We start from the raw sequence: 12,443 nt of genomic DNA, 5'->3' as shown, positions 1-12,443 counted from the left end.
GTGCCGCGGCGGGATTGTGGATTGCTTCGCGAAGCTCGCATTGACGGAGAGACAGTCATCGGAAATCGGGTGGCAGGGTGAACCTCGGACTGCAAAGGTGATTGTTATGACAATGACCGCACGCAAATCACCCCAGAAGCCATCCGCCGACCTTTCCGCCCACGTCAACGCCCTCGACTGGCCGCAAATCACCGCCGAACTCGACGCCCAGGGTTGCGCCGTCCTGAAAGACCTGCTGACGCCGGAGCAATGCCGTAGTATCGCCGCGCTCTATCCAGACGACACGCACTTCCGCAGCCGCATCGTCATGGGGCGCCACGGCTTTGGCCGCGGCGAATACAAGTACTTCTCTTACCCGCTCCCCGACCCGATTGCGCAATTGCGCCCGGCGCTTTATGCGCGGCTTCAGGGCGTCGCCAATCGCTGGAACGAGGCGATGGGGATCGACATCCGCTATCCGGCCGCGCATGCGGCGTTCCTCAAGCGCTGCCACGAAGCAGGCCAGAGCCGGCCGACGCCGCTGCTGCTGCAATATGAGGCCGGCGACTACAATTGCCTGCACCAGGATCTGTATGGTGAGCATGTGTTCCCGATCCAGGTCGCGATCCTGCTGTCAGAGCCGGGGCGCGACTTCGCCGGCGGCGAGTTCGTGCTGACCGAGCAGCGGCCGCGCATGCAGTCGCGCGCCGAGGTGGTGCCGCTGGCGCAGGGCGACGCTGTCGCCTTCGCCGTGCATCACCGCCCGGTGCAGGGGACACGCGGGACATACCGGGTTAACTTGCGTCACGGCGTCAGCCGGATTCGCTCCGGCCAGCGCCACACGCTGGGTGTGATCTTCCATGATGCCAAATGAGTGAGGCGATTGACTGCGGATTTGTTCGATAGCGTCGCCGAGGCGCAGCCATCGCGCGAGGAGATCGCCGACGGCGCCGTGCTTCTGCGCGGCTTCGTCACGCCGATCGAGAGCGAGCTGATCGAAGCCGTGCGCGCCATCGTGGCGCAATCGCCGTTTCGGCGCATGACCACGCCCGGCGGCTATCAGATGTCGGTGGCGATGACCAATTGCGGCAAGCGCGGCTGGATCACCGATCACACCGGCTATCGCTATGATCCGATCGATCCGCGAACCGGCGCGCATTGGCCGGCGATGCCCGCAGTGTTCCGTGATCTCGCCCGCCGCGCGGCGGAGCAGGGCGGCTTCAAAGACTTCGCGCCCGATGCCTGCCTCGTCAACCGCTACGAGCCCGGCACGCGGCTGTCGCTGCATCAGGACAAGGACGAGCTCGACTATTCGGCCCCGATCGTCTCGGTCTCGCTCGGCCTGCCCGCAACCTTCCTGTTCGGCGGCATGGCGCGTAGCGACAAGCTGCGGCGTTTCCGGCTCGTCCATGGCGACGTCGTGGTCTGGGGCGGGACTAGCAGGCTCGCTTATCACGGCGTCGCGCCGCTCGCCGACGGCGAGCACGCGCTGCTCGGCCAGGAGCGAATCAATTTGACGTTTCGACAAACACGCTAGTCCATCCCCTCATCGTGAGGAGCTTGCGAAGCAAGCGTCTCGAAGGATGAAGGCCCGAGCCGCCGCAGCGGAGGCCCTCATGGTTCGAGACGGCGCTTCGCGCCTCCTCACCATGAGGACAACTACGGCTTTGGCGGGTGAATGAACGCCCAGGGACTGACTTCGGAGTCCCGCGTCACTTCCACCGAGATCAGATATGGCCCGCCATGTGCCAGCGCCTTTTCCATCGCCGCCTTGAACTGGTCCAGGGCGGTGACGCGCGCAGCGGCAACGCCGAAGGATTCGGCGAGCTTGACGAAATCCGGATTGACGAGATCCGACGCCACCACGCGGCCTTCAAAACGTTCGCGCTGGTCGCGCCGGACATTGCCGTAGGCGTTGTTGTTGAACACCAGCGTCACCACGCCGATGTTGAACTGCACGGCGGTCGAGAGCTCCTGCACGCCGAACATGAAGCCGCCGTCGCCGGTGATGGCGACGACGGGTTTGTCAGGGTTCGCGACCTTGGCGCCAAGCGCGGTCGGAAAGCCCGAGCCGAGCGTGCCCTGATAGCCTGACGTGATAAAGGTGCGCGGCTGATAGACCGGAAAGCCGTACCAGGAGGCGAAGCCGAACTGCGATAATTCATCTGTCACGATCGCATTCGCCGGCAGCACCTCGCGCAGGATGTTGAGATACGCCATCTGCGGCTGGATGCGCTGGATTTCCTGTTGCGCGGTTGCGGTGGCCTCGCGGATGTCTCCCCGCCGGCCGCGGCTTCTCGCATAGCCGGCCTTCTTCACGGCGGTGACGAGATCGGCCGTGCCAGCCTTGGCATCGGCGACAATGGCGGTATCGGAGGCGAGCCGGCGCATCTCGGCCGGATCGATATCGATCCGAATGGATCTCAATCCCTTCGGCTGATAGGGCCAGCGAAAGCCAGAGGCCGGCAGCTCCGCGCGGGTGCCGATTGCGATCATCAAATCAGTGTTCGACCACAGCTTATAGGCCGCGGCCATGGTGAGTCCGAGTTCGTGCGCATTGGAGACGATGCCGCGGCCGCTGCGGAAGGCAACGACGGGCGCATCGATCATCTCGGCGAGCTCGAGGATCTCCTCGCGCGCCCCGATCGCGCCGCTGCCGACGAAGATCATCGGCGCCTTGCTGGTCTTGATCAGCGCGGCGGCCTGCTTGATCAGGTCAGGATCAGGCTGCGGCGCGGGCAGCGGCTCCAGCACCTGTGCGGCCGCGGTTTCGGCGCGCTGGGTGAAGACGTCCCAGGGCATCTCGACAGACGCAGGCCCGCGCCGCCCCGACATCATCTCCTGAAAGGCGCGCGCGACGACCGTCGGCGCATTGCCGGGATATTCGACACGATCTGCCCATTTCACATAGGTGCGCAGGGTCGCGAGCTGGTCCGGCATCTCGTGCAGATGGCCGCGACCCTTGCCCAAAAATGGCGTCGGCACCTGGCCGGTGACGCAGAGCACCGGCTCGTTGCAGCCGAACGCGGTGAGCAACGCCGCGCTGGCGTTGAGCACGCCGGGGCCGGGCACCACGCTGAACACGCCGGGCTTGTCGCTGGAGCGCGCATAGCCGAACGCCATGTAGCCGCAGGCCTGCTCGTGCCGCGCGCCGATCACCTTGAGCTGGGCCTGGTGGAAGGCATCGAACAGGCCGTAGACCTGCGCGCCGGGCAGGCCGAACACGGTGTCGACGCCGTGGGCGACGAGGCCGCTTACGATCGCTTCGCCGCCGGTGAGGGTGGTCATGGTGCTATTCCACTTCGATGGTTGATCAGGCTTCGTCGACGACGCCGTTGCGCAAAAGCCCGATGCCTTCTGCTTCGATCTCGATCACGTCGCCGGGCTTCAGGTAGCGCGGCGGATCGAACCGCGCGCCGGCACCGGTCGGCGTGCCCGTGACGATGATGTCGCCGGGGACGAGGGTGGCAAAGGTCGAGATATAGCTGATGAGGTAGCGGAACGGGAACATCAAGCGGCTGGTGCGATCGTCCTGCCTGAGCTCACCGTTGACATGCGTGGTGAGGCGAATGTCGGCGATCTGGGATTCCGTTGTGTAGGGCACGAGCCATGGCCCAAGGCTGCCGCTGGAATCAAAGTTCTTGCCCTGCGTCACGTTAAACTTGGCATGACGCAGCCAGTCGCGCACCGAGCCTTCGTTGCAGAGTGTGAGCGCGGCGATGTGATCGAGCGCTGCGCTTTCCGGAATATGCCGGCCTTCCTTGCCGATCACCAGCACGATCTCGCCTTCATAGTCGAGCTGAGCGGAGGCGCGCGGCCGCACCAGCGGCGTGCCATGGCCGACGAAGGAGCGTGGGCTCCGCATGAACATGCTCGGGTATTTCGGCGCGTCCTGGCCGTCCTTGTACTCGGCGTTGCGGTCGGGATAGTTGACGCCGATGCAGATGATCTTTTCCGGCGCGGGCACTGGCGGCAGAAAGGTGATCTCGCGGAGGGCATGATCCGGCGTGCGGCCTGCGGCTTCCTCAGCAAAGCTCGTCAGCTTCCCGGCCGCGATCACCTCGCGCAGCGTCGGAAAATCCTTGGCGTGGCGCGCGGAGAGATCGACCACGCCGCTATGGACGACCGCGCCGTAGCGCGTTGCCCCCTTGACGGAATAGGTGGCGAGGCGACGGAGTGTCATCAGTCTGCCACCAGCACGTCGGCCACGAATTTCGGCTCGCGCACGGCCTGGCCAGTGAAGGGCGAGCCCTGCTCGAACCAGGAGCGCGGCGCGGGGGCACCCCACAGCGTCTGCCGGCGCGGATCGCGCAGCGACCAGCGCAGCGGCTCGTGGTCGTGATCGCCCGTGAAGTAGTCGCTGGTGTAGAGCTCGAGCCGGTGGCCGTCAGGGTCGCGCACATAAAGGAAGAACGCATTCGAGATGCCGTGGCGTCCGGGGCCGCGCTCGATGTTCTTCACGAAGCCCTGGGAGGCCATAACGTCGCAGAGATGGATGATGTTCATCGCCGTCGGCGTCCAATAGGCGAAGTGGTGCAGGCGAGGGCCCTTGCCGTTGGTGATGGCGAAGTCGTGGACGTTGCCCTTGCGATGCATCCAGGCTGCGGCGATACGTCCGTTCGGTCCGTCCTCCTCGGCATATTCGGTCAGGCGGAAGCCGAGCCGGGCGTAGAAATCGAGGGTGTCCTGCACCTCGGCGGCGAAGACGTTGAAATGGTCGAGCCGCTGCGGGTGGCAGCCTCTGTAGAGATCGTAGCGGCGCAAGAGGTGTGGGCGTCGGTCCATCGCTGCATAGAGCTCGATCTGGAAACCGAAGGGATCCGTGAATTGCAGAGTGCGGCCCTGGAACGGCTGGTCCGCGAAGCCGTAGGCGAGACCGTTCTCGGACAGGAATGCGGCCGCCTTGTCGAGATCCTTGTCGTTGCCGACCTTAAAGCCGAGCCGCGCGCAGGCGGGCGCTGCGGCCTTGCGCAGGACGAGCGAGTGATGCTGATGCTCTTCAGCTCCGCGCAAATAAACGACATTGTCGTCGGCGTCCTCCACATGCAGGCCAACGCTGGTCTCGTAGAACTCGCGGCTCAGCTTCAGATCGGTGACGTCGAGCACGACATGGCTGGAGCGGATGATGTTGAACGGCGGCTCGAAGACGTGTTGCGGTATGGGCATTTGCGTTTCCCCTCTCTCGGCTTCGTCATTCCGGGGCGTGCGAAGCGCGAACCCGGAATCCATTCATCCACGAACTCTGCTGCACAATGGATTCCGGGTTCGGCTCTTCGAGCCGCCCCGGAATGACACTGCGTTAAATTCCCAATTTCTGAATCTTGTGCGTGCCCCGCGCCAGCGAGACGTGCTTGGTTTCCATGTAGAAGTCGAACGAATAGTCGCCGCCGTCGCGGCCGATGCCTGAGGCCTTCATGCCGCCGAACGGCGTCGGCAGGTGGCGGACGTTTTCCGAGTTCAGCCAGATCATGCCGGCCTCCAGCGCGTCCGCGACGCGCAGGGCGCGGCCCATGTCGTTGGTCCAGACATAGCCGGTGAGGCCATAGCGAATGTCGTTGGCGATCTCGATCGCGTCCGCCTCGTCACGGAACGGCAACACGGTCAGGAAGGGGCCGAACACCTCCTCCTGCGCCACCCGCATCTTGCCATGCGCACCGGTCACCAGCGTCGGCTCGACGTAATGTCCGCCGCCGGGGCCGTCACAGGGCTTGCCGCCGACCGCGATCGTCGCGCCGTCCTGGCGCGCGACGTCGAAATAAGAGCAAACTTTTGCGAGGTGACGCTGGTGGATCAGCGGCCCGATCTCGGTTGCGGGATCGAGGGGGTGGCCGACCTTCAGCGCCTTCACGCGCGCGGTCAGCTTCTCCACGAATGTCTCGGCGATGCTCTGCTGAATCAGCAGGCGGCTGGAGGAGGTGCAGCGCTCGCCATTGAGCGAGTAGATCATGAACACCACCGCATCGAGCGCGCGGTCGAGATCGGCGTCATCGAACACGATCACGGGGTTCTTGCCGCCGAGCTCGAAATGCACGCGCTTCAAGGTCGGCGCGCCCTGGATCATGATCGCCGAGCCCGTCGCACTCTCGCCGACGAAGCCGATCGCCTTGATGGCGGGATGCTCGGTCAACGCCTTTCCGGCCTCTTCACCAAAGCCGTGCACGGTGTTGAGCACGCCATCGGGAATGCCGGCATCCTTGACGAGCTTCGCCAGAATGGAGGCCGTCACCGGTGACCACTCGGCGGGCTTGTGCACGACGGTGCAGCCGGCTGCCAGGGCAGGGGCGATCTTCCAGGTCGAGAGCATGAACGGCGTGTTCCACGGCGTGATCACGCCGACTGGGCCGATCGGCACGCGCGTCGAGACATTCCAGTGCTCGTCGCTCGGCGTGTTGAGGCCGTCGCGCGCCTCGGCGCATTTGTCGGCGAAGAACCGAAAATTCTCGGCGGCGCGGACGGCGGCCTTGGCCATGAAGCGATAGGCTTGGCCGCTGTCGATGCATTCGAGCACCGCGATGTCATCGGCATTGTCCTCGATCGCGTCGGCGACCCGATGCAGCAGCTTGCGCCGCATAGCCGGGCCCATATCGCGCCAGGATTTGAAGGCCAGCGCGGCAGCAGTGGCCGCACGATCGATGTCCTCGGCGTTGCCGCGGGCGACGCTCGCGAGCGTCGCGCCATCGATCGGCGACTTGGTCTCGAAGGTCTCGCCAGAGATCGAGGGCACGATCTTGCCGTCGATCGTGTGACCGATGCCGTCCGCGCGGAGCGTTTTCAGCAGCGGTGCGAGGCGGTCGCGGTTGGCCTGGAACACGTCGGCTTTTGGCGCGGGCTTATCCATTTGCGGCCTCCACTTTCAGGGCGTCGTGGATGTTGTTGCGCTTCCAGCTCGTGTCCTTGTCGTTGATCTGCATGTCGAACGACAAGGCGAACTTGCTGGCAGCGAAGACGGGATCGAGATGTTTTGAGAGCGCCTGGAACACGTGCTCGCCGGCTTTCTGGCGCGTCTTGAGATCGCGGCCCTCGCCGATGCGCAACACCATGTCGAGAAAGCCGTAGTCCTGCCGCGCGTCCGCGATCGCGTAATGCTCGCACCTGACGGCGCGAACGCGGATGCCGCCGAGCGGGAAGATGCCGGTCTCGACCGCTGCCTTGCGCACGACTTCACATACCAAACCCATGTCGAGGCGGCCGTCGAGATTGGCGGAATATTCGATGGTGAAATGCGGCATCGCGGTTTCACTCCCTGTCTTCTTGTCCGCCTAAGCGAAGTAGCAGCTCACCGAGCCGTAGGCGCCATAATCGGCCTGAATTGTGTCGCCCTTGCGGGTCTCGATCGGGCGGATGAAGGAGCCGGCGAGCACGACCTGTCCGGGCTCCAGCGCATGGCCGAGCGGTGCGATCTTGTTCGCGAGCCAGGCCACGGCGGTTGCGGGATGGTTGAGCACCCCGGCGGCAAGTCCGGTTTCCTCGAGCTGGCCATTCCGGAAACACAGCGCGCCGATCCAGCGCAAATCGGCGTCCAGCGGCCGTATCGGCCGCCCGCCGAGCACGATGCCGGCATTCGCCGCGTTGTCGGCGATGGTGTCGAAAATCTTCCGCGCCGCTTTGGTCCTGGCATCAACGCGCTCGATGCGGGTGTCCAAGATCTCCAGCGCCGGCAGCACGAAGTCGGTGGCGTTGAGCACGTCGAACATCGTGCAGCCGGGTCCTGAAAGGCGCTTGCTCATCACGAAGGCGAGCTCCGCCTCGACGCGAGTCGCGATGAAGCGCTCGGTCGGAACGAGGCCGCCGTCAGCAAAGAACATATCGTCGAGCAGCACGCCGGAATCCGGCTCGTCGATATCGAGCGCACTCTGCATCGCCTTCGAGGTCAGTCCGATCTTGTGACCTTTGACGATGCGCCCCTCGGCAATCTTGACGTCGACCCAAGCCTTCTGAATCGCGTAGGCGTCAGCGATGGTGATCCCAGGAAAATCCTGCGAGAGCTGCCGGATCTGCGTGCGAGTCTTCTCCGCCTGGTGCAGACGCCTTGCGCAAGCTTGGATATCGTCGTTGGAAAGCGCCATTTGTGATCTTACAAATCGTGGTGCCCGGAGATACTTAACATGTTAAGTGAATGCGTCAAACACAATTCGCTCTTGCTGCATTGCAAACATGTTGCGGCTTGAAAGGGTATCATGACGAAGAAACCCGCCGATCCCGCCGGCGAAAGCACGCCTGCCGCGCGGCAGGTGCCGATGCGCGACTTCTCGCGTTCACTGCCGATGTCGCTGCTGCGGGCACGCGAGGCGGTGATGCGGCAATTCCGCCCCTCACTGCGCGAGCACGGCTTGACCGAGCAGCAATGGCGCATCCTGCGCGCGCTGGCCGCCATCGAGGCGGCCGAGGTTACGGAACTCGCGCGCACGGCGTTCCTGCTCGGGCCGAGCCTCTCACGCATCCTGCGCGACCTCGAAGCGCGCAATCTGATCGAGCGCAAGACCGCCACGGCGGACCAGCGCCGCAGCATGGTCTCCATCTCGAAAGAAGGCTTGAAGCTGATGGCCTCCGTGGCTCCGACGTCGGAGGCGATCTATGCCGAGATCACGCGACGCTTTGGCGGGCGCAAACTCGTTGAATTGCAGGACATGCTAGGCGAGCTCGAACAGAGTCTCGCAGGGCTCGGCAGCGGCGAGGAGGCAAGTGCCGAGGAGTGAAAGCTGATATGCGCGAGCGCGCGGCGCGAGCCATGGACATGGCCGCGTTTTTTCGCTCAAAGTGCCGCCCAAGCCGATCGCTGCAAAATCGGCGCCGGGTAGAGGTAAGCAGACCGTCATGGTCACCATTCAAGTCCAGAAGCTGATCGACTTCGTCAGCGAGGTCTTTGCGCATGCGCAGTCCTCGCCGGAGGAAGCCAGGCGCATCGCCAGCTATCTCACCACAGCGAATCTGACCGGCCACGACAGTCACGGTGTGATCCGCGTGCCCGTCTATATCCGTTGGCAGAAATCCGGCGCGGTCGTGCCCAACCAGAACGCGGAAGTGGTGCTGGACACGCCCTCCCTCGCGGTGGTCGACGGCAAGTTCGGCTACGGCCAGACCGTGACGCCGCAGGCGGTTCGGATCGGCATCGACAAGTGCAGGAAGGCGGGGCTTGCCGCGGTCGCGCTGCGCAACGCCGGCCATATCGGCCGTGTCGGCGACTGGGCCGAGATGGCTGCCGCCGAAGGGCTGATCTCGGTGCACTTCGTCAATGCGGCGGGCTCGCTGCTGGTGGCGCCGTTCGGCGGCGTCGAGAAACGGCTGTCGACTGCGCCATATTGCGTCGGCATCCCCCGCGCGGGTCAGGATCCGATCGTGCTGGACTTCGCGACTTCGGTCGTCGCCGAAGGCAAGGTGCTGGTCGCAAGCCGTGGCGGCAAAAAGCTGCCGAAGGGCGCGCTGGTCGATTCCGACGGCAGCCTGAGCGAGGACCCAGTCGTGCTCTACGGCCCCTACACGCCGGAGGGACCGCGCGATCATACCAAGGGCACAGGCGCCATCCGTGCCTTCGGCGAGCACAAGGGATCGGGGCTCGCCTTCATATGCGAGCTCTTGGGCGGTGCGCTGACTGGAACCGGGGCCACATCGGGCGGGCGGCGCTTTGCCAACGGCATGCTGGCGTTCTATGTCGATCCGAAGGTGGTCGATACCTCCAACCTTTTCGACGGCGAAGTCTCGCGCTATGTCGATTTCATACGCGCCACCAAGCCGATGGCCGACATCGATCAGGTGCTGATTCCCGGCGATCCCGAGCGGAAAACCCGCGCGGAACGCACGAAACACGGCATCCCCTTGCCGGATGACACCTGGGCGGCAATAGTGAACACCGCCCGCGAGGTCGGCGTCAGCGAAGTCAGCATCCAAAGGGCGACCGCATAGGTCTTGCGCCCTTGGAGCGTAGCGCGGCGATCCAGTTCGCGGTAACAGCGGGGTTGTGCTGTCGCGGCGCTCGTCATGGTGACGAAGGTTCAAACAACAAAGAAGGAAGGCAACGTGGCGAACAAGGTCAAGGAAATCTGGAAGTCGGGCAAGGCCGTGGTCAACGCGTGGCTCGCTATACCCTCCGGCTTCTCGGCCGAGATGGTCGCGCAATGCGGCTTCGACAGCGTCACCGTCGACATGCAGCATGGCGTGCAGGACTATCTGTCAATGGTCCAGTGCTTCCAGGCCATGGACAAGCATCCGATCACCCCGATGGTCCGCGTGCCCTGGAACGAGCCCGGCATTATCGGCAAGGTGCTCGACGGCGGCGCCTATGGCGTGATCTGCCCGATGGTCAATACGCCGCAGGAAGCCCGGAACCTGGTCTCCTATTCGAAATATCCGCCGAAGGGCGTGCGCTCCAACGGTCCGATCCGCGCCGGCATGTACGGCACTGCAGGCTCCTACCAGAAGACGGCCAACGACGAGATCGTGCTGTTGCCGATGATGGAGACCAGGACCGCGGTCGAGAACATGGAAGCGATCCTCGACGTCGAGGGCATCGACGGCGTCTATATCGGCCCGTCCGACCTCGGCTTCTCCTACGGCCTCGAGCCCAAGCTCGACCGCAGCGAGCCCGAGATCCTCGCGATCTACGAGAAGATCATCAAGGAGTGCGGCAAGCGCGGCCTCAACCCGGGCATCCATTGCAGCGGCGCCGAAGGCGCAGCGCGCGCCATCAATATGGGCTTCAAGCTGGTAACGTTGTCGAACGAGGTCGGTCTGATGACGACCTACGCCAAGATGCAGGTGAATGCGACCCGCAAGGAATCAGGCGGGAAGGCGTAACAAACCCGCGAATGGCGAATGGGGAGTAGCGAACAGGGCTACTCCCCTTTTCCATTCGCCATTCGCTACTCACTACTCGCCTAAGGAGATACCCATGACCATCAGCCTCGTCATCCGCCTGCATCCCGATGATGGCGTGGTGATCGCGCGCGCGAGCCTGCCGCCCGGCACGATGGTCGCCGACGGCGTGATCACGGTCGATCGCATTCCCTCCGGCCACAAGGTCGCGATCAAGCCGATCGCATTGGGAGAGCCGATCAAGCGCTACGGCCAGATCATCGGCTTTGCCACGATGCCGATCGCGCCGGGCCAGCACGTCCACACGCAGAATTGCGGCATGGGCGATTTCGCCAAGGACTATGCCTATTGCGCCGACGTCAAGCCGACGCCGAATTTCGACCTGCCGGCGACCTTCGAGGGCATCCGCCGTCCGGACGGCCGCGTCGCCACGCGCAACTATATCGGCATCCTCACCTCGGTGAATTGCAGCGCGCATGTCGCCAGCCTCGTTGCCGACGTCTTCAAGAAGAATCCCTTCAGTGGCGACAACCCGCTGGCCGATTTCCCCAACGTCGACGGCGTGGTCGCGCTGACCCACAAGACCGGCTGCGGCATGACGCAGAACGAGCCGCTGGCGCTGCTCCGCCGCACGCTCGGTGGCTATGCGCGGCACGTCAATTTCTCTCACGTCATCGTGCTCGGCCTCGGTTGCGAGGTGAACCAGATCGGCGGCCTGATGGAAGAGCAGAAGCTCGCCGGCCGGCTGCGTGCGATGGACATCCAGGAGGTCGGCGGCACGCGCAAGACGGTGGAGGCGGGCATCGCCTTCGTGCGCGAGGCGCTCGCCGATGCCAACAAGGTCAGGCGCGAATCCGTGCCGGCCAGCGAACTCACCGTGGCCCTGCAATGCGGCGGCTCGGACGGCTATTCCGGTGTATCAGCCAATCCCGCGCTCGGTGCTGCCAGCGACCTCGTCGTCCGTCACGGCGGCACCGTGATCCTGTCGGAAACGCCGGAGACCTATGGCGCCGAGCATCTCTTGACGCGCCGCGCGGTCAGCCGTGAGGTCGGCGAGAAGCTGGTCGACCTCATGCGCTGGTGGGACGAATACACCGCGCGCGAAGGCGCTGAGATGAACGCCAATCCAAGCCCCGGCAACAAGGCCGGTGGCCTCACCACCATCCTGGAAAAATCGCTCGGCGCAATGGCGAAGGCCGGCACCACCAATCTCGTCGAGGTGCTGCGCTACGCCGAGCCCGTCACCAAGAAGGGTTTTGTCTTTATGGACACGCCCGGCTACGACCCGGTCGCAGCGACCGGCCAGGTCGCAGGCGGCGCCAATCTCGTCTGCTTCACGACCGGGCGCGGCAGTGTGTTCGGCTGCAAGCCGGCGCCGTCGATCAAGCTCGCCACCAACACGCCCATGTACAAGCGCATGGAAGAGGACATGGACGTCAATTGCGGCACCATCCTCGAAGGCGAGGAGAGCGTCGAGCAGTGCGGCCAGCGCATCTTCGATCTCATCCTCAAGACGGCGTCGGGACAGCCGACCAAGAGCGAGAGTTTTGACTTCGGCGGCGCCGAGTTCGCCCCCTGGGTGCTGGGCGCGACGATGTAGGGGGCGAATGGCGAATAGGGAGTGGCGAATACACGCACGCTTCCTCCATTCACTA

General features: G+C 64.4%; 12 protein-coding genes. 6 read left to right on the top strand and 6 right to left on the bottom strand.

What is annotated here, in order from left to right:
• The first annotated feature begins 106 nt into the window (after positions 1 to 106).
• Positions 107 to 853 (top strand): 2OG-Fe(II) oxygenase, encoded by a 747-nt coding sequence (locus IVA98_RS15990; protein WP_247301359.1) that lies wholly within the window; start codon positions 107 to 109, stop codon positions 851 to 853.
• 9 nt (positions 854 to 862) lie between these two features.
• The gene (gene alkB / locus IVA98_RS15985; protein ID WP_247355178.1) at positions 863 to 1,516 is read left to right on the top strand and encodes a DNA oxidative demethylase AlkB; all 654 of its coding nucleotides are present in this window, start codon (positions 863 to 865) and stop codon (positions 1,514 to 1,516) included.
• 122 nt (positions 1,517 to 1,638) lie between these two features.
• Here alkB and IVA98_RS15980 read toward each other — a convergent pair whose 3' ends face one another.
• From IVA98_RS15980 to hpaH, 6 genes are all read right to left on the bottom strand, one after another.
• Positions 1,639 to 3,267, bottom strand: coding sequence for a thiamine pyrophosphate-dependent enzyme (locus IVA98_RS15980; protein WP_247301356.1), 1,629 nt, complete (start codon positions 3,265 to 3,267; stop codon positions 1,639 to 1,641).
• A gap of 25 nt (positions 3,268 to 3,292) precedes the next feature.
• Positions 3,293 to 4,162 (bottom strand): fumarylacetoacetate hydrolase family protein, encoded by an 870-nt coding sequence (locus IVA98_RS15975; protein ID WP_247301355.1) that lies wholly within the window; start codon positions 4,160 to 4,162, stop codon positions 3,293 to 3,295.
• A complete protein-coding gene (gene hpaD / locus IVA98_RS15970) occupies positions 4,162 to 5,145 on the bottom strand; it encodes a 3,4-dihydroxyphenylacetate 2,3-dioxygenase (protein WP_247355177.1) in 984 nt (327 codons plus the stop codon). Before hpaD ends, IVA98_RS15975 begins: the two co-directional genes overlap by 1 nt.
• A 133-nt stretch (positions 5,146 to 5,278) precedes the next feature.
• Entirely contained in the window at positions 5,279 to 6,817 is a 1,539-nt protein-coding gene (hpaE, locus tag IVA98_RS15965; RefSeq protein ID WP_247355176.1) for a 5-carboxymethyl-2-hydroxymuconate semialdehyde dehydrogenase, read from the bottom strand.
• Positions 6,810 to 7,208 (bottom strand): 5-carboxymethyl-2-hydroxymuconate Delta-isomerase, encoded by a 399-nt coding sequence (locus tag IVA98_RS15960; RefSeq protein ID WP_247278926.1) that lies wholly within the window; start codon positions 7,206 to 7,208, stop codon positions 6,810 to 6,812. The genes hpaE and IVA98_RS15960 overlap by 8 nt, the downstream gene beginning before the upstream one ends.
• 30 nt (positions 7,209 to 7,238) lie before the next feature.
• Entirely contained in the window at positions 7,239 to 8,045 is an 807-nt protein-coding gene (hpaH, locus tag IVA98_RS15955) for a 2-oxo-hept-4-ene-1,7-dioate hydratase (RefSeq protein ID WP_247355175.1), read from the bottom strand.
• Between the two features lie 111 nt (positions 8,046 to 8,156).
• Here hpaH and hpaR point away from each other — a divergent pair, with 111 nt between their 5' ends.
• From hpaR to IVA98_RS15935, 4 genes are all read left to right on the top strand, one after another.
• A complete protein-coding gene (gene hpaR / locus IVA98_RS15950) occupies positions 8,157 to 8,675 on the top strand; it encodes a homoprotocatechuate degradation operon regulator HpaR (RefSeq protein ID WP_247301351.1) in 519 nt (172 codons plus the stop codon).
• Between the two features lie 118 nt (positions 8,676 to 8,793).
• Entirely contained in the window at positions 8,794 to 9,879 is a 1,086-nt protein-coding gene (locus IVA98_RS15945) for a malate/lactate/ureidoglycolate dehydrogenase (protein WP_247301350.1), read from the top strand.
• Positions 9,880 to 9,993: 114 nt separating this feature from the next.
• Positions 9,994 to 10,770, top strand: coding sequence for an HpcH/HpaI aldolase family protein (locus IVA98_RS15940; RefSeq protein ID WP_247278922.1), 777 nt, complete (start codon positions 9,994 to 9,996; stop codon positions 10,768 to 10,770).
• A gap of 94 nt (positions 10,771 to 10,864) precedes the next feature.
• Positions 10,865 to 12,388 carry a D-arabinonate dehydratase gene (locus tag IVA98_RS15935; protein WP_247301349.1) on the top strand — a complete coding sequence of 508 codons (1,524 nt, stop codon included), beginning with the start codon at positions 10,865 to 10,867 and terminating at the stop codon, positions 12,386 to 12,388.
• Positions 12,389 to 12,443: the final 55 nt, after the last annotated feature.

This window comes from Bradyrhizobium sp. 160, assembly GCF_023073735.1.
Lineage (GTDB): Bacteria > Pseudomonadota > Alphaproteobacteria > Rhizobiales > Xanthobacteraceae > Bradyrhizobium.
Note: the sequence above shows the minus strand (reverse complement) of the source record. Positions and strands in the feature narration are given on the sequence as shown.

What these genes read in the sequence shown, in the direction of transcription:
- IVA98_RS15990 (WP_247301359.1), top strand. Translation starts at nt 107, where the DNA reads ATGACAATGACCGCACGCAAATCACCCCAGAAGCCATCCGCCGACCTT.
- IVA98_RS15980 (WP_247301356.1), bottom strand. Translation starts at nt 3,267, where the DNA reads ATGACCACCCTCACCGGCGGCGAAGCGATCGTAAGCGGCCTCGTCGCC.
- IVA98_RS15975 (WP_247301355.1), bottom strand. Translation starts at nt 4,162, where the DNA reads ATGACACTCCGTCGCCTCGCCACCTATTCCGTCAAGGGGGCAACGCGC.
- hpaD (WP_247355177.1), bottom strand. Translation starts at nt 5,145, where the DNA reads ATGCCCATACCGCAACACGTCTTCGAGCCGCCGTTCAACATCATCCGC.
- hpaE (WP_247355176.1), bottom strand. Translation starts at nt 6,817, where the DNA reads ATGGATAAGCCCGCGCCAAAAGCCGACGTGTTCCAGGCCAACCGCGAC.
- IVA98_RS15960 (WP_247278926.1), bottom strand. Translation starts at nt 7,208, where the DNA reads ATGCCGCATTTCACCATCGAATATTCCGCCAATCTCGACGGCCGCCTC.
- hpaH (WP_247355175.1), bottom strand. Translation starts at nt 8,045, where the DNA reads ATGGCGCTTTCCAACGACGATATCCAAGCTTGCGCAAGGCGTCTGCAC.
- hpaR (WP_247301351.1), top strand. Translation starts at nt 8,157, where the DNA reads ATGACGAAGAAACCCGCCGATCCCGCCGGCGAAAGCACGCCTGCCGCG.
- IVA98_RS15945 (WP_247301350.1), top strand. Translation starts at nt 8,794, where the DNA reads ATGGTCACCATTCAAGTCCAGAAGCTGATCGACTTCGTCAGCGAGGTC.
- IVA98_RS15935 (WP_247301349.1), top strand. Translation starts at nt 10,865, where the DNA reads ATGACCATCAGCCTCGTCATCCGCCTGCATCCCGATGATGGCGTGGTG.